The 22,342-nt window shown below is 49.3% G+C and carries 19 protein-coding genes; 17 read left to right on the plus strand and 2 right to left on the minus strand.

Translation table 11 applies throughout. From position 1 onward, the window contains the following. Window positions 1–20: 20 nt before the first annotated feature. The 9 genes from tadF to C7M51_RS19135 all read left to right on the plus strand — a co-directional run bounded on the left by tadF (window position 21) and on the right by C7M51_RS19135 (window position 8,276). Complete coding sequence (gene tadF / locus C7M51_RS19095; RefSeq protein ID WP_244323771.1) at window positions 21–542, plus strand: tight adherence pilus pseudopilin TadF; 522 nt, start codon at window positions 21–23, stop codon at window positions 540–542. A 3-nt stretch (window positions 543–545) separates the two neighbouring features. Then, on the plus strand, window positions 546–917 hold the full coding sequence (locus C7M51_RS19100; RefSeq protein ID WP_160623115.1) for a hypothetical protein: 372 nt from the start codon (window positions 546–548) through the stop codon (window positions 915–917). Next, window positions 893–2,155: a TadE/TadG family type IV pilus assembly protein gene (locus C7M51_RS19105; protein ID WP_160623116.1), complete on the plus strand. Its 1,263-nt coding sequence runs from the start codon at window positions 893–895 to the stop codon at window positions 2,153–2,155. Before C7M51_RS19100 ends, C7M51_RS19105 begins: the two co-directional genes overlap by 25 nt. Window positions 2,156–2,453: 298 nt before the next feature. Next, window positions 2,454–2,999, plus strand: a complete 546-nt coding sequence (locus C7M51_RS19110; RefSeq protein ID WP_160623117.1) for a hypothetical protein — start codon at window positions 2,454–2,456, stop codon at window positions 2,997–2,999. Window positions 3,000–3,046: 47 nt separating this feature from the next. Continuing rightward, window positions 3,047–3,562 (plus strand): hypothetical protein, encoded by a 516-nt coding sequence (locus C7M51_RS19115; RefSeq protein WP_160623118.1) that lies wholly within the window; start codon window positions 3,047–3,049, stop codon window positions 3,560–3,562. Between the two features lie 89 nt (window positions 3,563–3,651). Further along, on the plus strand, window positions 3,652–6,147 hold the full coding sequence (locus C7M51_RS19120) for a TcfC E-set like domain-containing protein (protein WP_244323772.1): 2,496 nt from the start codon (window positions 3,652–3,654) through the stop codon (window positions 6,145–6,147). Beyond that, complete coding sequence (locus C7M51_RS19125) at window positions 6,134–6,850, plus strand: hypothetical protein (RefSeq protein WP_244323773.1); 717 nt, start codon at window positions 6,134–6,136, stop codon at window positions 6,848–6,850. Before C7M51_RS19120 ends, C7M51_RS19125 begins: the two co-directional genes overlap by 14 nt. A 4-nt stretch (window positions 6,851–6,854) precedes the next feature. Beyond that, entirely contained in the window at window positions 6,855–7,754 is a 900-nt protein-coding gene (locus C7M51_RS19130; RefSeq protein ID WP_160623120.1) for a hypothetical protein, read from the plus strand. Window positions 7,755–7,766: 12 nt separating this feature from the next. Next, window positions 7,767–8,276, plus strand: a complete 510-nt coding sequence (locus tag C7M51_RS19135; RefSeq protein ID WP_160623121.1) for a hypothetical protein — start codon at window positions 7,767–7,769, stop codon at window positions 8,274–8,276. A 197-nt stretch (window positions 8,277–8,473) separates the two neighbouring features. Here C7M51_RS19135 and glpD read toward each other — a convergent pair whose 3' ends face one another. Continuing rightward, the gene (gene glpD, locus C7M51_RS19140; RefSeq protein ID WP_160623122.1) at window positions 8,474–9,982 is read right to left on the minus strand and encodes a glycerol-3-phosphate dehydrogenase; all 1,509 of its coding nucleotides are present in this window, start codon (window positions 9,980–9,982) and stop codon (window positions 8,474–8,476) included. Window positions 9,983–10,259: 277 nt separating this feature from the next. On the opposite strand from glpD, the gene glpE reads away from it, so the two are divergent. From glpE to C7M51_RS19155, 3 genes are all read left to right on the plus strand, one after another. After that, window positions 10,260–10,577 (plus strand): thiosulfate sulfurtransferase GlpE, encoded by a 318-nt coding sequence (gene glpE / locus C7M51_RS19145; RefSeq protein ID WP_160623123.1) that lies wholly within the window; start codon window positions 10,260–10,262, stop codon window positions 10,575–10,577. Between the two features lie 33 nt (window positions 10,578–10,610). Then, window positions 10,611–11,435 carry a rhomboid family intramembrane serine protease GlpG gene (gene glpG / locus C7M51_RS19150; protein WP_160623124.1) on the plus strand — a complete coding sequence of 275 codons (825 nt, stop codon included), beginning with the start codon at window positions 10,611–10,613 and terminating at the stop codon, window positions 11,433–11,435. Window positions 11,436–11,498: 63 nt separating this feature from the next. Next, on the plus strand, window positions 11,499–12,257 hold the full coding sequence (locus C7M51_RS19155; protein WP_160623125.1) for a DeoR/GlpR family transcriptional regulator: 759 nt from the start codon (window positions 11,499–11,501) through the stop codon (window positions 12,255–12,257). A 2-nt stretch (window positions 12,258–12,259) separates the two neighbouring features. Here C7M51_RS19155 and malT read toward each other — a convergent pair whose 3' ends face one another. Then, complete coding sequence (gene malT / locus C7M51_RS19160) at window positions 12,260–14,977, minus strand: HTH-type transcriptional regulator MalT (protein ID WP_160623126.1); 2,718 nt, start codon at window positions 14,975–14,977, stop codon at window positions 12,260–12,262. A 484-nt stretch (window positions 14,978–15,461) separates the two neighbouring features. Between malT and malP the strand changes: the two genes are divergently transcribed. The 5 genes from malP (at window position 15,462) to C7M51_RS19185 (ending at window position 22,271) form a co-directional block, all read left to right on the plus strand. Continuing rightward, a complete protein-coding gene (gene malP, locus C7M51_RS19165) occupies window positions 15,462–17,867 on the plus strand; it encodes a maltodextrin phosphorylase (RefSeq protein WP_160623127.1) in 2,406 nt (801 codons plus the stop codon). Window positions 17,868–17,917: 50 nt separating this feature from the next. Next, complete coding sequence (malQ, locus tag C7M51_RS19170) at window positions 17,918–19,987, plus strand: 4-alpha-glucanotransferase (protein ID WP_160623128.1); 2,070 nt, start codon at window positions 17,918–17,920, stop codon at window positions 19,985–19,987. Window positions 19,988–20,307: 320 nt separating this feature from the next. Continuing rightward, a complete protein-coding gene (locus C7M51_RS19175; protein ID WP_160623129.1) occupies window positions 20,308–21,219 on the plus strand; it encodes a chitinase in 912 nt (303 codons plus the stop codon). Between the two features lie 495 nt (window positions 21,220–21,714). Next, the gene (locus tag C7M51_RS19180; protein WP_160623130.1) at window positions 21,715–22,071 is read left to right on the plus strand and encodes a nitrogen fixation protein NifS; all 357 of its coding nucleotides are present in this window, start codon (window positions 21,715–21,717) and stop codon (window positions 22,069–22,071) included. A 5-nt stretch (window positions 22,072–22,076) separates the two neighbouring features. Next, the gene (locus C7M51_RS19185; protein ID WP_160623131.1) at window positions 22,077–22,271 is read left to right on the plus strand and encodes a hypothetical protein; all 195 of its coding nucleotides are present in this window, start codon (window positions 22,077–22,079) and stop codon (window positions 22,269–22,271) included. Window positions 22,272–22,342 lie beyond the last annotated feature (71 nt).

Raw genomic sequence — 22,342 nt, forward strand, 5'->3', positions numbered from 1 at the left:
CGGTTGCCGTAGAGTTCGTTATGATCTCTATTGCACTAATTGTATTTACGTTTTTTTTAACAGATTTGATTATCCGTCAGGCAACAATTGGAAAGCTCGATCGGGTTTCATATTCTGTTTCGGGTATTTTGCGTGAGCGAATCCAACTTTTCGACGCACGAGAAACGCTGAATCAACAGGATGTAGAATTGGGCGTTGAGCTGGCCGAACGTATGCTAAAAGATATGCATACCAATATTGATTTATCCAACCTGGCTATGCAGGTAGAAGAGTTGCATTTTGAGGATCCGATTAGCCTTAATGATGAACGTAAGCAGGTAAAACTGTATCGCAGCTGGGTTGGCGGTAACAGTGCCACGAGTTGTCGGCCTCCACAGCCATTAAACCAGATGATGCAGTTAACCCCTAAAGGTAGCTATGGACGTTGGGTGCCGCTATATCAGGTTACTATTTGTTTGCCGAATAACAGTCTGTTTACCCGATTAACGACAACAGAGCAGAAGCCAGTCCTTTCCTCATTCGCTATCGTTATGCTGCGGTGATTAATGAAGATAAAGTTTTTTATATTAGTTCTTTTGTTGTTGGCACCATGGTTATCAACGGCACAGTCTCGAGCAGTCGTCTTTATTGATTCGGAACAGGCGGAGCAGGCTAATCTGGCTGAGGAACTTAACCTTATGCTCTATTACAGTCCGACGCTGCGTTCAAAATTGCAGGTTGAGCTTTTTGATATTAATCCGCGGGGAATCGCTTTTTCCGGCAATCTGATTTACAAGCTTGATAGTAACGGGCAGGCAGTATCTCGTTATCGCCCGGATTCTTTACCATATCTCATTTGCTTCAATGAAGAAAAAGAACGCTTAAGGATAGTTTTCGCGAAAAAGGAACAGTTATGTCTGTGCGTAGAAAATTGTTAGCGTTGCCAGCGCGTTTTTGTGCCGATCGGCGCGGAGCATTTGCGATTAGTTTCGCTATGCTCGGCAGCTCTTTACTGGCACTGGCAGCTTTTGGTTTTGAGGGATCGCGTTATATCACTGAACGTGCAAGATTATCTGATGCGATGGAACAGGCAGCATTAGCCTTGACCGCAGAGGATAACGGCGAAGGCGCGGCGCGCAACTATACGTTATCCAGCGATTATTTTCGTGCCTATATGCGTCATGATAAATCCGTATTTAAGCCTACCGTTATTGTGAAGAGGGGAACCTCAGCGAACAATCATAATCTTTCATACGTTGAGTATCGTGTCAGTGGGCAGACGCTACAAGATTCCTGGTTTTCCTCAAAATGGTTTCCCAGCTTTGATAAAGAAGTAAAAATCGGTGATAACGGTGCTGCACGTAAATATCGCTCAAATATGGATGTTCTGTTTGTTACCGACTTTTCCGACTCTATGAATGGGAATTTTGGCGGTAGCACTAAGCTGACGGAGCTGAAGCGTATCGTACTACAGCTTTCTAAGGAGCTGTTTGCCTATGATATGAGCAATAAAGTAGGCTTTATCCCGTTTGGCTGGGGGGCAAAAGATGATACTAATACTAACTGTGTTTTACCCTTTATTGTTAACGGCACAGTTCCTGTCAATCTTATTGCCCAAAACTCTGGTCTTACTAAACTTGAAGCCTATGTCGATATAGGCAGAACGGTAGCTTCCATCCCTGATACGGCTGAGCTGAGTCAAATCCACATCCCGTTAGCCAGGGCTTCAGAGGATGCTTGTTTAAACAACAGTAGCTCATGGAAAGTACCCCTTACCAGCAATTATGATGATATAAAACAGATTGAGCGCATGACGGCCGATGGCGGTACGCTGGTTAGTACTGGTGTACTAATGGCTACCCCCTATCTGGTTGAAGGTACCGAATCGCGCAAAGTTATGATTATCGTTTCCGATGGCACTGATGATCCTAACACTGTACAAATCACGCCTAAATTAATTAATGCTGGTATGTGTGACCGAATTCGTGAACTTATTTCCACTGAGGAATCTGTTGGGAAAATAACTTTTATTGGTATTAACTATGCACCTACTTTTGACTGGAAAAGATGCGTAGGTGAGAAGAACTTTTATCTTCCGCAGAATATTAAAGAGCTGGAGGATGATTTACGCAGAGCGGTATTTGAAGAAGTAGGACATAACGTATTAAAAGACTGACAAATCTCATACGTGTTGCCGCTAACGATCTTGTTCATAAATTTTATAAAAATAATGGCCCTGGCTGTTGTTGAGAGATTTTATAAGGGTAAATAAGGAAAATTTAAGTGATAAAAACGGATAAAAGACTTAGCATCTGCTCCGTGGTTATCCATAGCCTGATAATAAAGCGTGGATAGTTACAATGATATGAAAGTTATTATTAGCTGGTGTTTAACGGACTGCTTTAGCTGTAACGCCAGCCAATCTTTCGTATTAATTATTCCCGTTCCATTTATGATTAAGGATTGATTTTTAAATGAAAACAAAATTTATGCTCTCTGTATTAGCTGGTCTGGTCGTTTCTGCTTCAGCAATGGCTTCTGCTCCTGCCAGCTACGATACTAAATTCAACGTTAGCGCAAACGTACCGGACAGCGTGAAAATCACCGATCCGGATGGTCGTCCGGTAACTGAAGTTGACGTAGTTCTGGAAGCTGCGCCGTCTGGTAAAATGGAAGCTGAAGTCCGCGATCTGAAACTGTGGAGTAACAACGTAGCTGATACCGCTGTTCAGCTGGTAATGGATGATGCTGGTGTGGCAACGGGCGACGCTTTCACCCTGGTTAACACCGATGGCGGTACCATGAAGTCTATGACTTACAAAATTAATACTGTGATTGAAGGTGCAGACGCGCAGTATTTTAATAACTCAGGTGATAGCAATGACTATACCCTGACCGTTAATGGTACCCATGCTGAACTGCCGGTTGCGTTCCAGTTCACTTCTATCGATAACTACGACACCTTGGGTCAGGGCCTCTATACTGGCGTAGTTTACGCTAACGTAGTTGCTAACCCGTAATATTCCTTTAAAGGATCGGGGCAGTCTACGGACTGCCCTATTATCTTATGATTACTAATAACTATATTGTCGGACTGGGTGCGGCAATTCTGTTATGGAGTCAGACAGCATTATCTGTTGTTAATTCGCAGGTAGATATAGAGATTTCAGCAGAATCATTACCCAAAGTTACGATATATTATGACGGTAAACCCGTAGACGGAAAAGATATTGATTTTCCGTTAGTAGTTAACGGCGTATCTCAAAAATTTGAGAATGTTTCGCCAAAAATTTATTTAGTAGGAAACGTTGACCAGGCGGATATTGTTTTTACTGATAAGAATTTTAGCTTAACACATGAGAGTGGTAAGCAAGCTGATATAGATCTTTCTGGTAGTTTTATTTTTAAAGGCGTAGAAAAGAATGCTACGCAGGCTTTACGCATGCCGGTAATAAAAAAATTAACTCAGGGCTCCACTGAGAATAGCGTAAAGATCCGTTTTGTTTCTGAACATCTGGCTGGTTATTATGCCAAAGGTAAATATTCCAACGCTTTTACCTTAATGGTTACGCCAATCCTTTAATTCTTTAAGAAACGCTGGGGAATATGAATCAGAAAATAAAGCTTATAATATGCTTGCTGGGGGCTGGCTCAGGAGGCATTACCTTCCCGTTGCTGGCTTCTGATACCTCACTTCCTTCCGGATTTGAGGATATCTTTAATGCTAAGCAAAATGGCGTATTTAACATTATCTACACCGACATTTCTATTACCTCAATTGCTGTGGAATTTGATAGACGTGAAGTTCGATTACTTGCTCCCTCTGTCATTGTCGAACAAATTACCGCTGAGGATATGCCGCCGTTAACGCTGTCAAAGCAGGCGTTGTTAGAAAAGCTCTCTGCCCCTTTGATGCGGGTTGGCAAAGATGCCTTCGCCGAGAAAGATATTGTCGCCAGCCTTGATGAATCTGATGCCTCGCTGCGTCTGATTTTTCCCGCCTCCTTCTTTAAAGCTAAAGAAGAGACTTATGAGCGTACCTATGTGCCTTATCGTAATCAGGCTGGTTTTGTTCATTCCCATAACCTCAACTATTTATCAGACAGCTATAGCGACAGCCTGAGCGTATCGGCTGTAGATACGCTTAACCTGACGGGTAACAGCTATATCAAGGGGCTTTGGAGCTACGCTAAAGAGATCAATTTTAATCTTGATGAGCTGGCGCTGAATCTTGAGCATAACAACATGCGCTTTAAAGCGGGACGTCAGCGGTTAACCGGGAATCTGGATGACAGCACGCCGTCGATGAATTACAGCTTCTATAATGCCGTCAGCTATGATGGTGTTTCGTTAGGCTATATGCTAGATGGCTATCTCGATCCGGGCAATGGCGCGGCTACGCCAGTAACGGTCTATTTGCCCCAGGCGGGAACGGTTGAAATTTACCGCAGCGGACGTCTGATCGATCTCCAGCAGTTCCCTGCCGGGCTGCAACGTTTGAATACCGATTCCTGGCCCAGCGGTGGTTATGATGTCACGTTGGTCACCAGGCTGAATAACGGCAGCCAGGAGGAGAAGGTTCAGCCATTTTTTAAACGCAACGGCAGGTTCCGCTCCGGCGACGTAGAATATATGGCTCAGATGGGGCGTTACGATCAACGTCGTGGAGCGCTTACTTCTCGAACCTATCGCGGAGGTTGTACCAGCGGGTGCGATAATTATAAACACGGTATTGGCGATAATTACTTCGCTAACTTATCGCTGGGTTATACCACCGAGTCTGCCTTCTCTTTCGGGGGCGGAATGTTGATGGATAATGAAACCTTCTACGGCAACGCTAGCCTGGATATTCCTGTTAACAGCTGGTTTGCTCAGCGCATATATGCAGATGCCATTTATGGTGACGATGACAGCCGTGGTTATCAGATTGGTGCGATGAAAAACATTCATCGGTTTGGCCTGAATGTTAGCTATCGTGATAATCGATACCGTGGTGAGGAAAATGAGTTTCGTCGCTTTGGTATTGTACCCACCTACGATTTTGATTATTTACAGTTTGGGGTTAGTGCCTATTTACCCTGGAACGTGGGATTTGGCGTAACCTATGGGCTAAATACGCTTTATCAGGACTATGGACGCCAGCAAAAAACGGAGTTTGAAAGCTGGGATGTCACTCTGAACCGTGATTTTCTTCTTTCCGATATGCTTAATTTACGCGTCGATTTAGGCTATCACCGTGGCGTTAATGAATTTACCAGCTTGAATTCCAGCGATAGCTCGACGGAGGATCGTGTATTTGCTCAGTTGACGCTGGGAATACGTGAGCGTAGTTACAATCATTACCAGTCTTTATATTTACGTTCGCGTATTAATGATGATGGCAGCGATCGGAATATTTATAGTGCCGACTACACACTTGATTTAGATAACCCAGAGTTCGATCGCGGCGGAAGATATTCTCTCAATGCCAGCTACGACCGTGGGCCGGGCGAAAGCAATAGCGCCAATGCTGGTATTTCCGTAGATAACCGCTACGGCTATAATGCCGCAGGCATTACTAAAACTTTTGGTAACAGCAATTACAACCAGCTCTATCTTTCACAGCGTAGCGGATTCGCCATTGGTGATGGGGAAATTGCCTTTGGACGTACAGGCAATACGGCAGCGTTGATTGTTGATGCCAGTGACTTACCTGAGGATCAATATTTTGAAGTCCGTAACCTTAGCGGCGAGCCGGTAGTGGTGAAGGGCGGTCAAAAAACGACGATGGGCATCAGCCCTTATCAAAAAGTGACACCAAAAGCTGAACAGATGTTTACTGGTAAGACTGAGGCTTTTTATAACCTGACGACGCAATCGACGACAACCTGGGCGAGGCCCGGCCAGGTATATAAAGTTAAAGTTTCCGCCACCAAAAATCAGACGGTTACAGGGCGTCTTTATTATGACGGTCAGCCTATGGCTAATGCGCGCGTCGTTGGTGGTAATGCGATGTCCGATGAGGAAGGATTGTTTGTCGGTGACTTTACTTTGAAAACCGATGCCCGTCTGGAATCGTTAACGGTGAATAAAGAAGGGCAGGTTTATATCTGTCCGCTGTTAGAACAAAACGTCCGGGTGACCCAGGGCATAATGCAGATTCGTGAGGTTAATTGTGAAATTCAATAAAGGATTATGGTGGTCTTTGGGGATGGCGTATCTGCTGGCATCCGGAGCAGCGCAGGCTATTGAAGTTATTCCTGTGGTGAAGGAAATTAAAGAAGAAACGCCACGCGATAATTACATTATCGTTAAGTCGATTTTCCGTCCTGAAAATAACGTCGATGAAAAGAAAACCGCTGTTCAGCAGCAATATGAGTTTGTGACGCTGGAGCTGTTTTATGTTCCTCACCCCGGTGACGGTAAAGAAGAGCGCGTTAAGGAACTGGGTGCGGAAAATCCAACGCTGGTCTTTTCGCCGACCAAACTTGTCGTTCCCTATGGTGAAGAGCGTAAGGTCAGAATTATGCCCTTAAAGCCGGTTACGCATGAGCAGGTTTACCGTTTACGTGTTCGCCCAGCCTACCCGGAGCAGGCGTTGGATAAAGGAAAAGTTCGCTTTGCTATTGGTTACGATGTGCTACTGCGCTATTTGCCTTCTGGCAAGCGTACGCAGGGTATCGCCCTGACCTGCAATAAAGATAAGTGGGTATTAAACGCAACCGGCAATGTGCGTAGCGAATTGCGCAATTTAGTGATTGATGGGCGCAAAGTAAAGGGACAGTACAACGTTTATCCTGGAACGGATCGTACGTTAACAGTAGCCAAACAGCTTGCATTTGAACTTCAGGGTAAGCTGCATAATTATGAAAATTGCCAGCTTAAGGAGTAAAGCCATGAGACGGTGGTTAACTTTATCTACTTTACTGTTACCGTTTGGTGTGCTGGCCGAAGGAGCCATAGTAATCCAACCTAAACTCAGCGGAGAAATACATATTTTTTCTGAGGGTGCGACAGGCGGTGGCGGTAGAGATGTTATGGCTTTTACGCAGCAGGCAGGTAAAACCCTGACAGTAAGCGTTATGCCGTTGGGCCCGGCAAGCTGTAAAGATGGTAATATCGTGCTGCCGTCGTCGTTGCGTTTACCGATGACGCTGGTTGAAAATAATCATAGGTTACGGTGTGGAGAGCCCGTAGTTTTTGAAGGCAATACCGATAATCGCCTGCTTAGGGTAAAAGTTGAGGCAGATTATCAACAAAAAAGCCCGATGCTATTATCGGCGCAGGAATATGGTAACCGTGTCCAGATTGGTAGCGTAAGCTTTAATACAGAAGCTAATGAAAGCGCGCAATTCCCGCTCTATTTAGATGCCAGTCTGTTGGCCGCAAGTACTGCGCCGGTTTTGAAAGTGGCATTTAACAAGTCTGCGGCCTCATTTGGGCAGGTAAGCGAAATGCAGGACTATTCGATTACCAGAGAATTGAAAATTACTAAAAAGACGCAGGCGAGTGAGGAATCTTTTCCCTACACGGTGAAATTTGAATCATCACAGATTCAAAATGGCCATTATAATTTGCGCTCATCTGTGGCAGAAAAACTTGTTCCTTACCAGATATTGGTTGAAGGGAAAGAAATTTTACCTGACGAGGACTACCAGGGACAATTACCGTCAGGCAAGAAAATTTCTCAAACGTTAAACATTGAATTTAAACTTTCAGGGCAAAATTTTAGGGGCATGGCGGCTAAAACGCGCTTGCTCGATACTATTACCGCAGTAATAACACCGGAAAGTTAACAGGAGAACAATATGAAAAATTTAATTTTGCCGGTATTAATGCTTTTTGCATCGCTTAATGAAGCGTATGCCGCAGGTGTACCTGCAAAGGTTTCTATTGATGTTAATGCCGAGATTAGTACGGGCGTAAGAGTCTATGTTGATGGCAAGGATGTAACCAATGGATCGATATCTGTTTCGTTAAAAGATATTAATGGTTATATGGATGGTATTACGCCAGTATTCCATTTTATTGGTAACGCAAGCTCGGTTTCGTTATCGCTGCAAGAACCCGCTAATAAGAGCCTGGTTTCAGAAAATAACGATCTGATGAGGATGAAGACATCCTGGGTTCGGTCAGATGGTGGTGAGGTCACAACTTCATACTCACTACAAAATCAGCCAGTCTACGCTACATTACAGGATGTTCCCGATTTGCAAAAAGGGGTTAAAGTCCGTTTTATCTCCGCAGATCGTAGTGAAACTTATCCGTTAGGTTCGTACAGCGGAACTTATGAAGTAACGGTTACGCCATCAATCTGATGAACTCAGCAGTAAATTTTTGCGTTAGGGCAGAGTAACCCCTGCCCTAATTTTTCCGAGTGCAGATAAGAAAATATTTACACGACGAAAAAACATTAAGTTTTAAAGTGCTTTAACCGGCGATTATATACAGCAGCAGCCCGGAGCGATTGCCGTCGCTCCGGGCTTGATGATTTTTCGCTACATGCTGCCCGGTATTAAGAGGCAAGAGATAATGCAGGTTTCCTGCGATGGGTTTCCAGCCACTGCGCTACCCGCTCTTTCTGGGCATCATTCAGCCACATGCCTGACTTGGTGCGACGCCAGATAGCATCGTCTCGTTCGCGCACCCATTCATTTTCTACCAGATAACGTAGCTCGGCCTCATAAAAACCGTGACCAAATTCTTCCCCCAGGTCTGCCAGCGAACTTGCGTTCTGTAAAATTAGTTCGCTGTTGCTGCCATAGGTACGGGCGTAATGGCGTGCCAGACTTTCACTGATAAAAGGATAGCGGCGACGCAAGCTGGCAGCGTAATCCTCACGCGTTCCGGCAATATCACCGCCTGGTAATACAGCATTTTTGGTCCATGCCGGACCGGCTTCGGGGTAATATTTTGCCAGCTTGTCGAGTGCGTGTTCAGCCAGTTTACGATAGGTGGTCAACTTGCCGCCAAAAACCGACAGCAGCGGCGTTTTGCCTGCATCGTCACGTACATCAAGCGTATAGTCGCGTGTGATGGCCTGCGGTGAATCGGATTCATCATCGCATAGTGGACGAACGCCAGAGTAGGTCCATACGATATCCTGTCGTCCCAGCGGCTTTTTAAAATGCGCGTTATAGACCTTCAGCAGATAGTCGATCTCGTTATCATCGATTTTAACCTGCTTAGGATCGCCTTTATATTCGACGTCGGTGGTGCCGATAATGGAAAACTCATCCATCCACGGAATGACAAACACGATACGGTGATCTTCATTTTGCAGGATATAGGCCTGCTTTTCATTATGTACGCGCGGCACCACAATATGACTGCCTTTAATCAGCCGGATACCGTAAGGTGATTTCAGCTTCAGGCCGTCATCAAAGAGCTGTTTTACCCACGGACCGGCAGCGTTGACCAGGCCCTTCGCCCGCCACGTCAGGGTTTTTCCACTGTCGATATCTTCCGCTTCCACCATCCACAGCCCATTTTCGCGCCAGGCACGCGTAACACGCGTACGGGTACGAACTTCACCGCCGTGTTTAACCACTTCCTGTGCGTTCAATACCACCAGGCGTGCATCATCTACCCAGCAGTCGGAATATTCGAATCCGCGCGAAATTTCCTTTTTTAATACCGATTCTGATCCAAAGCGCACACCCTTACTGCCGGGCAGGCTGGTGCGCTTACCCAGATGATCGTACAGAAACAGCCCGGCCCTGATCATCCAGGCTGGACGTAAATGTGGGCGGTGCGGCAGGCGAAAGCGCATAGGAAAAGCAATATGCGGCGCCATTCTTAGCAACACTTCACGTTCGGCCAGTGCTTCACTGACCAGGCGGAATTCATAGTGTTCAAGGTAGCGTAAGCCACCATGGATCAGCTTTGAGCTGGCGGAAGAAGTTGCGCAAGCCAGATCCTGCGCCTCCAGCATCAGCACTGACAGCCCGCGTCCTGCGGCATCGGCCGCAATACCGGCACCGTTGATACCGCCGCCGATAACGATCAGATCTTTGGTTTCCACGTCATCTCCTCCGATGTTCGGAATAGTTCGTCTATGTTCGTTTTCGAGCATTATAATAATCGCAAACCAACATTGACGCCAGCGTTAACCCAATAAAAACATCTTTGCGTGATTGAGTTAACATTATTGCCCGGCGACAGCAGTAACCCTTTTAGCGGTCTGGTTATTGTGAACGCGCTTCGCGCTACAATAGGGGATGAGCAACGTCGAGCCACCCCAGCGAAGGCTGTCAGCCGCGTTATTTCACCGTCCTGCTACTGGCTAACTGGAAACCATCATGGAACAATTTGAATGCATCAGCGTCGAAATGGCGCAAAATTATCTGGCAGAAGACGAAGCGGTACTGGTAGATGTGCGCGATCCGCAAAGTTTTGCTGCGGGACATGCAAAGGGGGCGTTTCATCTGTCGAACGATACGTTAAATCACTTTATGCAGCAGACGGATTTCGAAAAGCCGGTACTGGTGATGTGCTATCACGGCAATAGCAGCAAAGGCGCAGCGCAATATCTGATTCACCAGGGCTTCGAGCAGGTATACAGTATCGATGGTGGCTTTGATGCCTGGCGTATGGCTTACCCGCAGCTGGTAGAGTAAGCCTTACGCAGGCAATAAACTCAGGGAAGAAACATGATACGACTTACTGGATTTGCTAACCCGCGCATGGCGCAGTCGTTTGTGGATTATATGGCTATACGCGGCATACCGCTGTATATGGCACAGGAAGATCGGCTGACTCTGTTACTGGAAGATGATACGAAACAGGAGATGGTCGAAAACGAACTTAAACAGTTCCTTAATGATCCACAGCAACCGCGTTACCGGGCGGCCAGTTGGCAATCCGGTCATATCGATCGTGGATTGCTATGGCAGGGCGAAAGCCTGTTGGCGCTTCTGCGTCAACGCGCCGGGCCGTTCACGATGACGCTGAGCCTCCTCTGTTGTGTCATTTTTTTTGCCATGTGGCTTTTTGGCGATCTGACTATGCTGGCATGGCTGGGCTGGCGTATGGATGGGGGGCAGTTTTCACAGCCGTGGCGCTGGTTTAGTCATATACTGCTGCATCTAACGCTGCTGCATTTGGTGTTTAATCTGCTGTGGTGGTGGTATATCGGCGGCATGATTGAAAAGCATCTCGGCAGCAGCAAACTGTTGGTTATTACACTGATTTCCGCTCTGCTGGGCGGCTGGTTACAGGCGGAATATAGCGAGATCTCCTTTAGCGGCCTGACCTGTGTGGTATACACACTGATGGGTTACGCCTGGCTACGCGGCGAGCGTGATACCGAAGGCGATGTATTCCTGCCGCGCGGCCTGATTGTTTTCACCGTTCTTTGGTTCGCCATCAGCTATTCTGGCATTCTCGGCGCATCGGCAAGCATTGCCTGTATTTTTTGCCTGACTGCGGGTCTGGTAATGGCCTTTATTGATACACGCCACCAGCGCTATCGCTGACGCCCATTGATATTTACAAGCGGGAATGGCGGCCCGATACCGTATTTATAACAGGAGATTTATGTGAAGCAGACGCAACGTCATGACGCTATTATCGATCTGGTTCGGCGTCAGGGTTATGTCAGTACCGAAGAACTGGTGGAGCATTTTGATGTCAGTCCGCAGACTATCCGTCGCGATCTGAACGATCTGGCGGAACAGAATAAGATTCAACGGCATCACGGTGGCGCAGCGCTGCCTTCCAGCTCAGAAAATACCGCCTGGCAAGATCGCAAGATGATGTGGTCGGCAGAAAAAGCGCGTATAGCCCAGCGCGTGGCGAGTCAAATTCCCAATGGTGCCACGCTGTTTATTGATATCGGCACCACGCCGGAAGCCGTGGCTCATGCGCTGATGCATCATAGCGATCTGCGCATTGTCACCAACAACCTCAACGTTGCGACGTTGCTGATGACCAAGCCCGATTTTCGCTTAATTATCGCCGGTGGCGAAGTGCGCACGCGCGACGGCGGCATTATGGGCGAAGCGACGCTGGATTTTATCTCACAGTTTCGGCTCGATTACGGCATTCTCGGCATCAGTGGCATCGATATGGATGGCTCGCTGCTGGAGTTTGACTATCACGAAGTACGCACCAAGCGGGCGATCATCGATAATTCACGCTGCGTCATGCTGGTAACCGATCATTCTAAATTTGGCCGCAACGCGATGGTGAATCTGGGGAATATGAGCCTGATCGACTATCTGTTTACGAATGAAATGCCGCCCGCCAGCGTAATGAAAGTGATCGAGCAGCATGAAGTTCATCTGGAGCTGTGCTGAAATCAAGCCACGCTCATCCCCATCAGGTGCAACAGATGTTGCGCCTGCTGTACCGCTTCCTGCCGATGCATCACGCCAAGCTTCTGATACAGATTACGAATATGGGTTTTAATCGTGGTCTGTGCCACCTCCAGCTCGCCAGCGATCTGATCGTTGCTGTAGCCTGAATAGATCAGGCCGAGCACCTGCCATTCACGCTGGGTCAGCGGGCTGGTGCGAATCAGCTCCGGCACCTGGGGATGGGTCAACAGGCGGCTGACGAAGCTCTCGTCGAAATGGGCAAATTTATGCCGATGATGCTGATTGATGTCGCGCAATATGCGCTGCGCCCGATGCTGCTCCAGCTCCGGCAGCGTGTGCAATTGCAATAGCTGGCGCAGCTGCTGCGCCATAGTTTCGCCTTCAATCACAAAATGGCTGATAAAACCGGTACGGTTCGCCAGCGTTAGCGCTTCAATCAGCGCCTGCTGTGCTTCGCTTTTCCGTCCGTTTTGCCAGTAAAGGGTGTTGAGCAGCAGCAGGTTACGGTTCAGATCGCTGGTTAAGCGTAGTCGCCGCGCATTCTCATTTAATTCATCCAGCACCACTTCCGCTTCATCAAACTGCCCCAGCAGGATCTGCACGCGGGCAATGTTACGCCACTGCCCCTGAGAGAAGTGATTATCGGCGTTTGCGGGCCTGGCGGTCAGCCGTAGCCAGTTAGCGGCGGCGATTTTATCGTTAGTCATTTGCCAGTAAATCACGCGCGGCTTATCGGCATTGGTTACCCAGTCGCTGTGATACTGACCGTTGCCCAGCAGGTTTTCACAGCGGATTAAATGACGGCGCGCATTATCCAGATCGCCACGCGCCAGCGCGCATTTCGCCAGCATCGCCAGGCACTGTAGCTGTTGCTGCGGCTGGAAGTTAGCCAGCACCGCTAACCCTTTGCGTGCGATAGCTTCCGCCTCATCAAGCCGCGCCCATGACCAGAGCAGCTGGGAGCGAATGCGCAGCAAAAACTCGTGCATCGGCAGCTGCTCCAGGCCTTCTTCATTAATCAACGCAAAAGCCTTTTCCTGAATATCCCAAGCCGTTTGTAAAAAGCCCTGTGCCAGCAGGATCTCGCTCTGCTGCAACAGCGCCCAGAGTGCGTAGTGACAGCTGTTATAATGACGCGCCATTTCTTCTGTTTGCTGCATAGCCGTCAGTGCCGCCTCCAGCGCACCCTGACAGTGCAGCACCTCGCCTTTCACCGACGTGGCAACGATACGGCTGTAGTAATGCGCCAGCGGCAGATGCGCCAGCGCCTGATTCGCCAGCCGTTCAGCCTCTTCCGGCTTCCCGGCGTTTATAGCAACCTGCGCTCGCAGCGCATCAAATTCAGCGCTCAGCAGGGGATCGATGGCGATCTGTTGCGAAGTCATCTCTTCTTCCGCCCGCGCCAGCAGCAGGTTGACTTCACCGTAGCGATGCTGGCTTTGTGCCAGCCAGGCCTGCAACAAAATCAGACGTGGATTATCAACCAGCAATTGCCACGGCAGCGCTTTTAACCCTTCTTCCAGCAGCGCCAGCTCGCTGTGATTAAACAGCGACCAGGCGTGATGCAGCAAAATATCACGCAGCAGCGTAGTGTCTTCCGCCGCCAGCGCATGATGGATGGCTTCACCGGCATAGCCGAGCGCCATCCAGCCTTCAGCCGCCGCACGATGCAGCTGATGTAATTCGCTACCCAGCTCCCACTGACAGCGCTGACGCAGAAAACTGGCAAACAGCGGATGGAAATTAAACCAGCCGCCGCGATCGTCCATACGCTGTAAGAACAGGCCCTGACGTTCGGTTTCTTCAAGGCGTAGCTGCGCGTTTTCCTCACCGGTCAGGCGGGCAATTAACGTATCGTTCATGGAGCGCAGCACCGAGCTACGCAGGAGAAAATTACGCGTTGCGCTGTCCACGTAGCCCAGAACCTCATCAACCAGATAGTCGGAGAGGTGGCTGGCATTAATCCCGGCGAGGCGTTGAGCGGACTGGTGCGTTGGCGTATTTGACTGACGTTCCGTCAGGGCGATAAGTTGCAGCGCAGTCGCCCAGCCTGCCACTTCATCGCACAGCCGCTGTGAGTCATCTGCCCCTATCGGCTGCTGCAAACGGCAGTCAAAAAACTGCTTGGCCTCCTGCGGCGTAAAGGCCAGCGACTGGCTGTTGATTTCCAGCAGCTGCTCGCGTACGCGCAGATTAGCGATACCGAGCGAGGGCAGGTTGCGCGACAGAATAATCAGCGTCAGATTTTCTGGCTGATGACGGATAAAAAAGCGCATCGCCTGATGAATGGCGTCATTGGTAATCAGATGGTAATCGTCAATCACAAGGAAAAGCGGGCGCTGCCACTCGGCAAGCTCTACAAACAGCTGGGAAAAAAGCGCGCTCAGGCTGGCGTACTGGCGCTTTTGTGCCAGCGCTTCGCTACGGATACAGTGCCCGCCGGTCGCCTGCTGCATTGCCGCCATAAAGTAGTTAGCAAAGCGTTCCGGGTAGTTATCGCTCTCATCCAGCGAATACCAGCCGAGATCGCTTTTGTCTGCCGCCCACTGAGCTACCAGCGTGGTTTTACCGTACCCGGCTGGGCTGCTGATTAACGCTAAACGGTAGTGCGCAATGTTCGCAAGCCTGGCTATCAAACGCTCCCGAACAATGGTGTTCTGAAGCCGTAGTGGACGGCTGAGTTTCGATGGTATCAGCATGGCGACACTTCACTGTGTTGACATAGAAGGAAACAAAAAGAATTAATTCACGGCGTGTAATTATTCAGTACTTTCTGATGAGTGGAAGCGTAATGCAAGGTTAAGGCGTTGCCACTGTTCATTAAGTTGCACCTCATCACATTTCTTTATACTTTCTCGACATTTTTTCTATTAGCGTCTAGCAGGTGCAACGGCAATGTAAGGTAAAGGTTAACGAGCAAGATGATATCTTTACCTGACACCAGGCTTTATGAGCCGATAGCGTTAGCTCATATCATTTTTTTTACATTTATTGCATCACACTACAAGCGTTTTTCCTTAATGCTGTCTTAACTTATCAGGCTGACGAATGAGTGTCTCGCCTACGCCCTGCGACTCATCCCCGTCTAATCCGGTTACGGGAGGATGCCGCCCCGTGGGGTTAACGTCAGCATATGTGCATCATTTTTTTTGCGAAACCATTCACTTACCGGAAGAGATTTGTATGTCGCAGCAAAAATTTAATAAAGCACGTTTTGAAGCGGCGTTAACGCGCCAGTGGCAGCATGTAGGTCTGGCAAGCGCCAGCGAAATGACACAGCATCAATGGTGGCAGGCGGTCAGCGCGGCGCTGGCGGAGCTGCTGGCGGCGCAGCCGATGGCAAAACCAGAGCAAGCGCAGCGCCATGTTAACTACCTCTCGATGGAATTTTTAATTGGCCGACTGACCGGCAATAACCTGCTTAACCTCGGCTGGTATGACGAAGTGCAAACGCTGCTGGCGGAGCAGGGCGTCAATTTAAGCGAGCTGCTGGAAGAGGAAGTCGATCCGGCGCTGGGTAACGGCGGCCTGGGGCGTCTGGCGGCCTGCTATCTCGATTCGATGGCGACGGTTGGCCAGTCTGCTACCGGCTACGGCCTGAACTATCAATATGGCCTGTTCCGCCAGTCGTTTGACGAAGGCCAGCAGCGCGAGGCACCGGATGACTGGCAGCGCGATCGCTACCCCTGGTTTCGCCATAACGCCGCGCTGGATGTGCAGGTAGGCATCGGCGGAAAAGTGATAAAAAACAACGACGGTTCGCTACGCTGGGAACCGGCGTTTATTATGCGTGGCGAAGCCTGGGATCTGCCGGTAATCGGCTACCGTAACGGCCTGGCGCAGCCGCTGCGCCTGTGGCAGGCGACTCACGCTCATCCGTTCGATCTCTCTTTGTTCAACGATGGCAAATTCCTGCAGGCGGAGCAGCCGGGTATCGATGCGGCTAAGCTGACGAAGGTGCTTTATCCCAACGATAACCATCAGGAAGGGAAGCGCCTGCGCCTGATGCAGCAATATTTTCAGTGCGCCTGTTCCGTAGCGGATATTCTGCGCCGCCATCATCAGGCCGGACGTGCGCTGGCGGCACTGCCCGATTATGAAGTGATCCAGCTTAACGACACTCATCCCACTATCGCGATCCCTGAGCTGCTGCGCGTTCTGCTGGATGAACATCAGCTGACATGGGATGAGGCGTGGCATATCACCAGCAACGTTTTTGCCTATACCAACCATACGCTGATGCCAGAAGCGCTGGAACGTTGGGATGAACGGCTGGTGCGTTCGCTGCTGCCGCGGCATTTCATCATCATCAAGGAGATTAACCGGCGCTTCAAAAAGCTGGTGGCGCAGCGATGGCCGGGCGATGAAACCGTCTGGGAAAAAGTGGCGGTGCTGCATGATAAGCAGGTGCGGATGGCGAACCTGTGCGTGGTTGGCGGCTTTGCGGTCAATGGTGTAGCGGCGTTGCACTCGGAGCTGGTGGTAAAAGATCTCTTCCCGGAGTATTACCAGCTGTGGCCGCACAAATTTTTTAATGTCACCAACGGCATTACGCCGCGGCGCTGGCTGAAGCAGTGTAATCCGGCGCTGTCGGCGCTGATTGATGAGACATTAGGCAACGATCGCTGGGTAACGCAGCTTGATGCGTTAACAGGGCTGGAACCTTATGCCGATGATAAGGCGTTTCGTCAGCGCTATCGCCAGATCAAGCTCGACAACAAGCAGCGGTTGGCGGCCTGGGTGCATCAGGTTACCGGCATCGACATCAATCCCGATGCGCTGTTTGACGTACAGATCAAACGGCTGCATGAATACAAACGTCAGCACCTCGGCCTGCTGCACATTCTGCACTGCTATCGTCAACTGCGTGATAATCCGCAGCTGGATAAAGTGCCGCGCGTTTTTCTGTTTGGTGCCAAGGCCGCGCCCGGCTACTACCTGGCGAAAAATATCATTTACGCGATCAATAAAGTCGCGGAGACGATCAATAACGATCCGCTGATCGGCGATCGTCTGAAGGTGGTGTTTATCCCCGATTATCGCGTGACCGCCGCAGAGCTATTGATCCCGGCGGCGGATCTTTCCGAGCAGATCTCGACGGCTGGTTATGAAGCGTCCGGCACCGGCAATATGAAGCTCGCCCTGAATGGCGCGCTGACTATCGGCACGCTGGATGGCGCTAATGTTGAAATCGCCGAGCAGGTAGGCGAAGAGAATATCTTTATTTTCGGCAACAGCGTGGATGAAGTGAAATCGCTGAAGGCGAACGGCTACGATCCGAAAAAGCTGCGTAAGAAAGATAAGCATCTCGACGGGCTGCTGAAAGAACTTGAAAAGGGCCATTTCAGCCAGGGCGATAAACATGCCTTCGATCTGCTGATGAATAGCCTGACCAGGAATGGCGATCCCTGGCTGGTGCTGGCCGATTTCGCCGATTACATTGCGGCGCAGGCGCGCGTTGAAGCACTGTGGCGCGATAAAGAAGCCTGGACAAGGGCAGCTATTCTGAATACAGCGCGTACCGGCATGTTCAGCTCCGATCGTTCTGTACGCGACTATCAGCAGCGTATCTGGCAAAGCCAACGCTGAAGGAGAGCGGCGCAGGCCGCTTATAGTCAACCATGGGTTCAGGAAGCGTTATGGATTTAACTCAGCTTGAGAAAGCGGCCAGCGCGGCCGGAATTGCTGCCAGCTACATCAATGCCAAAGGGAAACCGGAGGCGATAGCTGCGGAAACCAGACAGCTTTTGCTGGAGGCGATGGGGTTCCCACGCGCGGCGAGCGATGCGCCGCTGCCGACGGTAAAAGTGTTTGGCGGACGACGTAAGCGAGTCATCACCATTGGCGGCAGCGGTCCTTTTCAATGGCAGCTACAGACCGAACAGGGGAAAAGCTGGCAGGGTGAGGTGCAGGGCGGCGAGACGTTAACGCTGCCGCCGCGTCTGCCGCAGGGCTATCATCAGCTGACGCTGAAGCAGGGGAAAAAGAGTTGGACCTGCCGGGTGATTATGGCACCGCGCCGCTGCTATGAACCGCAGGCGCTGCTGGAAGGGCGCAAGCTTTGGGGAGCCTGCGTCCAGCTTTATACGCTGCGCTCTGAACGTAACTGGGGCATCGGTGATTTTGGCGACCTAAGCGTGATGCTGGGGCAGATTGCCGATCGCGGCGGCGACTTTATCGGCCTTAACCCTATTCATGCGCTCTATCCCGCCAGCCCGGAAAGCGCCAGCCCCTATAGCCCCTCTTCGCGGCGCTGGATGAATATCATTTACATTGATGTCGAACGAGTGCCCGATTTCCAGCACAGCGAGGCGGCACAGCGCTGGTGGAAAAAGAAAGAGACGCAGCGGCGCGTAACGGCAGCGCGGCAGGCTGACTGGGTGGATTACACTGCGGTGAACCAGCTGAAAATCGAGGGGCTACGCCTCGCCTGGGCGCAGTTTACTACCCGCGATGCGCAGGATGAGACGCGGCTGCATTTCGAAGCCTTCATTCGTGCCGGTGGTGAAAGTCTCTATAGCCAGGCGGCCTATGACGCGCTGCATGGCGCAATGCTGAAAGAAGATGCGCAGCGCTGGGGTTGGCCGGTATGGCCGGAAGCGTGGCGTCACGCGCAGAGCGAGGCGGTGCAGCAGTTCTGTCGGCAGCATGAAGATGAAGTGCACTTCTGGCTCTGGCTACAGTGGCTGGCGAACCGTCAGTTCGACGAGTGCTGGCAGGTGTGCCAGCAACGCGGTATGTCGGTTGGTCTCTATCGCGATCTGGCCGTTGGCGTGGCGGAAGGCGGCGCGGAAACCTGGTGCGATCCTGAACTCTACTGCCTGAAAGCGTCCGTTGGCGCTCCGCCTGATATTCTGGGGCCGTTAGGTCAGAACTGGGGGCTGCCACCGATCGATCCACACGTTATGGTCGAACGCGGCTACCAGCCCTTTATCGATATGCTGCGTGCGAACATGGCAAGCTGTGGCGCGCTGCGTATCGATCACGTCATGTCGATGCTGCGCCTGTGGTGGATCCCCTACGGCATGACGGCTGATAACGGTGCCTATGTCTCCTATCCGGTGGACGATCTGCTGGCGATTCTGGCGCTGGAAAGCCAGCGCAACCGCTGTATGGTAATCGGCGAGGATTTAGGTACGGTGCCGCAGGCGATCGTTGGCAAACTGCGTAGCAGCGGCATCTACTCATGGAAGGTACTGTTTTTTGAGCAGGAGAGCGCCGATCGTTATCGTGCGCCGCAGCAGTGGCAGCGTCAGGCGATGGCCAGCGCCACCACGCACGATCTGCCAACGCTGCGCGGCTTCTGGAGCGCGGGCGATTTAACGTTGGGCGAAAAGCTGGGGCTTTATCCCGACAAGGAGGTGCTGAAGGGGCTGTATGAGAACCGCGAGCGGCAGAAGCAGGCGCTACTGAATGCGCTGCATGAGCAGGGCTGCGTGCCTAAAAAGCTGGGCAAGCGGGCGGCGAAGCTGCCAATGTCGCCGGAACTGAACCGGGGGATGCAGCGTTATATTGCCGAAAGCGCCAGTGGACTGTTAGGCCTACAGCCGGAAGACTGGCTGGATATGGAGCAGCCGGTGAACGTACCGGGAACGGTGGATCAATACCCTAACTGGAGGCGCAAGCTTAGCCGCACGCTGGAAGAGATGTTCAGCGATGAGCAGGTTAATCGGCTGATTAAGGATCTGGATGACCATCGCAACAAATAAGCCGGTGAAAATGAAATCTTAGGATAGAAACAAGTAATAATAAAGGTGGCTAAGGGCCGCCTTTATTATTAATGTAAAAGGCGTTAAACAGCATGGCAATTCTATTAATTTATTATGCCAGTCATCGGGTTTTCACAATAAAGCGGCGTTTTTTGGTAATGGTGATATATATTTCCAAATAAATTAGCAGCTAAATGATTATTTTTTAATTTCTAACCATTTTCTTTTGATAATTCTACATATTTCCTCACTAAAATAACCGGCGTATGTTTATCTCGGTGGTGTGAAATGTCTTACACCCGATAATGAGGATAAATAAAATGACAACGACTTATACACCCTATATTGATGTTACCGTTAATGCTCAGTGGGACGACTGGCAGAACTACCCACAAGGACGCCCTAATCCTGAATATACCCAGCGCGTTATTGACTGGAATATTGATGGTCTTATCCTGGCATTCCTGACCTTTGAACCAAAAAGTGAAAGCGCATGCTGGGCGGCACAGCCGACCATGCCGTTGGAATGGGCTAAACCGCTGGCCGATGATTTAAATGCCCTCGGCAAAAAGGTCATTGTCTCTTTTGGCGGCGCCGCCAATTATGACATTTCAGCCAAACTGCCCGTTGAAAAACTGGTAGAAACTTATGAAAAGACCATCGATATGTTTGGCGTTTCAGGTCTGGATTTCGATCTGGAAAATGATCTGTTCGATGCGGATAAAATCTGTGAGGCGCTGAAAATAGTACAGAAAAACCACAAGGATGTCGCTATTAGCTTTACCCTGCCGGTTATGCCTACCGGGCTGACAAATACCGGCTTAGGTATTGTACGTAAAGCCGTTGATGCCGGTCTGACGTTTGTTATTAACGGCATGGCTATGGACTACTACAATCCTGCCTATTATGACCATATGGGTAAAGCGGCTAACGACGCGGTAACCAGTATGGCTAACCAGATGGCAACGTTCTATCCAACGCTTTCTCTGCGCGAGCTGTATAACAAAGTGGCAGTAACGCCGATGATCGGTAAAAATGACGATATGTCGATGTTCACATTAGAAAACGCGCGCGAAGTTGGCGTGTATGCAAGAGAACATAACGTCGCCTTTATCGGTTCGTGGTCTTTTAACCGCGATAATCCGTCAAATTCCCAGTGGGTTGAACTGGAATCCAGCAGTAATCCACAGCAAACTTATTCCTGTGAATATGCCAAATATTTTATCGGCTAATTGAAGCAGTAAAATAATAAACCTGTATCGGACATCTTTGTCTGTAAGTATAAAGGCAGCCCTTGCGGCTGCCTCTTTTGTATAAAAATTTATTTTTATACGATTATGAAATTTTTATTGCTTTGATTTTATTTTGAAGATGCTTGTCAGGGGTTAATTTTCGAGGTCCCAGTAACCAATTGTGATGAAATTATCCCTTAACTTTATCAGTCAATGCATAGATAATTAATGGTGTTATATTAGTATATTTCAAATGCTAATTATATATGGCGCACCATCTCAGAAAAAATTACCTTATGACTTGTATATTTAATAGAAGTCTGGCTACAATAGGGCTTATTTCCTGCATGAATACCTTCAAGAAATTGGAGGGGGTGTGGTTATTTTTTTTGTAGAGAAATCACTTTCAGTTGTTAAAAATAGGAAACCGATCACAAAATGGTTGGTTATATTTTTCTAGTATCTATATGGAGTAGAGTTTATAAAGAGGATACCATGTCTAAAAAGATCGTATTCGTATTTAACTCAAGCCCTGTGCCAGGTAGATCGCCTCCCATAAGTAGCGCTATATTTTCTTGGTTTTGTGAAGAAAACTATATTCAAGCTTTAGATAGCTACCTTAAACGAGAAGGTTACCCTTGGGTAGTTGAACAAGACACTTCAGAAGCTGACATAGAAATACTAAAAAATTATGCAGAAATAATCATTTGCGCGCCAGGTTTACGATGGCAGTTTTACACTAATGGTTTCGATAAAAAAAATATTATTTATTTATCTACAATGGAGTATGCAACAAATAATATAGAAAGGGTTTGCAGACTAATTAAATCAACGGAAATGGAAGGGCGGTAATTTATATGCAAGATAATGAAAAGTTGCTGAAAGAAATTAAAGATGAATTATTACATGCTAAAGTTTCTGGGGCCGGATATAACCCAGGTCCGTCAGTTATTTGGGGAGCAATAATGGGGGGAATAAGGCCCTGTTCCTGGCCTGGAGGTTTTTATGGCTCACCATTACCTCCCGGCTCTGGTTTATGTAGTCGTCGCTGAAATGAGGGCGCAAAAGCGCCCTTTTTCAGAAAAGAAAATTAGGAAATGTATTAAAAAAAAGCGAGGGATCA

The organism is Mixta intestinalis, assembly GCF_009914055.1.
Taxonomy (GTDB): domain Bacteria; phylum Pseudomonadota; class Gammaproteobacteria; order Enterobacterales; family Enterobacteriaceae; genus Mixta; species Mixta intestinalis.